The organism is Sulfitobacter litoralis (assembly GCF_900103185.1).
Lineage (GTDB): Bacteria > Pseudomonadota > Alphaproteobacteria > Rhodobacterales > Rhodobacteraceae > Sulfitobacter > Sulfitobacter litoralis.
The window spans coordinates 1-1,668 of sequence record NZ_FNJD01000056.1 but is presented as its reverse complement, the minus strand read 5'-3'; the positions used below and the strand labels follow the sequence as shown (position 1 = coordinate 1,668).

Below are 1,668 nucleotides of genomic sequence, written 5' to 3'. Positions count from 1 at the left end.
GGTGAATACGGCTTCGAGGTCTTCTTGTTGTGTGACTGTTCCATAATGGGCAATTCTCCGAAAGTTTTGCCCTCCGGTAAACCCGGGGCGGTTCAATGCGACTGAGCTCTAAGGTCTCGGCATCCAACCTCTCAGAGAGAGATTTTTTCTGGTGCATGTCCCACCATCTTAGGTACATCGCTCCTCGATTTTCGCAGATCGAAAATCGACCAATCTTTTCAATAACTTTCATGCGATTTTTCCTTTTTAATATTGCATATTTGGCTCAGGGAATCCGATTAGATGAATTCACATAGTGCGTTCCGGTTCTGCTCAGATCCCGCACTCGCCCGGCGATATTTGGATTTGCGACTTGGAGTAGGAGGCGTAGTCGCCGCTACCCGTCTCTCAGCCAGGTAAGCTTCCAAATCTTCCAACCGATATCGTATGCCACCATCTCTGATGAATGCGATTTGCCCACATTTCCGACGACGCTGGACCGTTTTAATGCTTCGGCCGATGTATACTGCGGCTTGAGCTTCCGTCATTAATGGGCAGTAAAACATAGAAAATAGGCGATTGTTTCTTTCACAGGACACTTGGTCACTCCTCATTTTTGAGGAATTGGTTTTTTTGTAGAATTTGGTGAATGGGTTTGATCTGCCCCAAGCGGTCATCCAAAGGTATCGTGAACCGAGGCCTTACATACGCAGGAAGCTGTAGCTTTACCGCTCCCTGCGATGCTCTCGTCAGTGTTCGCCGAGATCAGCGATCAACCTTCGTGCAGCTAAGCGCCCCCTCACCTGCTGACGCACATGAGAAAAGCTCTCCCAGCGGAGGATCAACCAGCGCAGATGTTCCAGCTGTTCGTCGAAGAGCAGGTCTTCATACGTACAAATGTTGAGAACACGGCTGCCGTATCCTGGGCTAATTGCATTTGCTTCTGCTACGAGGGCATCGCCCATGGCAGTGATGCAATCATCGTCCCTGGTATCAAATACATCACCGCAATCTAAGCGTGCCAAAGTCTCTGGGAGCTTTCTGTGGTGATAGCCTTCGAGACTAAGCCCAGTGCGGGCATAGCTGTCAGCAAAGTTGCACCCCTCGCCTATTGCACGTGCGACCATCGTCTCGAGGCTCTCTTCGCGACGGATATAGCTCATGCTGCCACCTCGCTCAGGACAATTTCAGACGTCTCCAAAAATTCATCGAAGTCATCTGATAGCCCCTGTGCGATGTCGGTCAAAACGCAGATGGTCCAAACTACATCGTCCACGGGATCAATCAGTGCGAAATACCCTGACTCGTCGCTACTGATGTCGCCAGCCATGTTCAGGCTAAGCAGATCGCAGAGCCAGTGGAGCTCGCGGCATAGGTGCTGATATTTTGGTTTGATGGCTGACAGTGTTTCCCGGAAGCGCTGCAAGCGCATCAGAGAAGCCCTGCCACCGAGCAAATAAACTGCGTTCTGAAGGTCGAGGTCGTATTGCGCTATGAATGACTTCAACAGCGCGAGTAAGTGTTTCCGTGTCATACGGAACTCCTTTTATATTCCCGTCTCCGCGGACGGACAAGCACGGGGTCGGAATCCTCCTTTCGCCCTCGCGTGGTTTTGAGAGTGTCCGATCTTCTGTGTAACTGCGATCTGGTCCATGCTTCCTGAGAGGAGCAAGGACGATGACCATATCC

At 51.0% G+C, this 1,668-nt stretch carries 4 protein-coding genes; all 4 read right to left on the bottom strand.

Going from position 1 to position 1,668, the window contains the following annotated elements:
* Positions 1 to 232 (bottom strand): hypothetical protein (locus tag BLQ98_RS18400; protein WP_208596105.1); only part of this gene is annotated, 232 nt, incomplete at its 3' end.
* 46 nt (positions 233 to 278) lie between these two features.
* Entirely contained in the window at positions 279 to 527 is a 249-nt protein-coding gene (locus BLQ98_RS18700; RefSeq protein ID WP_425263966.1) for a helix-turn-helix domain-containing protein, read from the bottom strand.
* Between the two features lie 201 nt (positions 528 to 728).
* Positions 729 to 1,142, bottom strand: coding sequence for a hypothetical protein (locus tag BLQ98_RS17990; RefSeq protein ID WP_093734548.1), 414 nt, complete (start codon positions 1,140 to 1,142; stop codon positions 729 to 731).
* Entirely contained in the window at positions 1,139 to 1,513 is a 375-nt protein-coding gene (locus BLQ98_RS17985; RefSeq protein ID WP_093734547.1) for a hypothetical protein, read from the bottom strand. Before BLQ98_RS17985 ends, BLQ98_RS17990 begins: the two co-directional genes overlap by 4 nt.
* Positions 1,514 to 1,668: the final 155 nt, after the last annotated feature.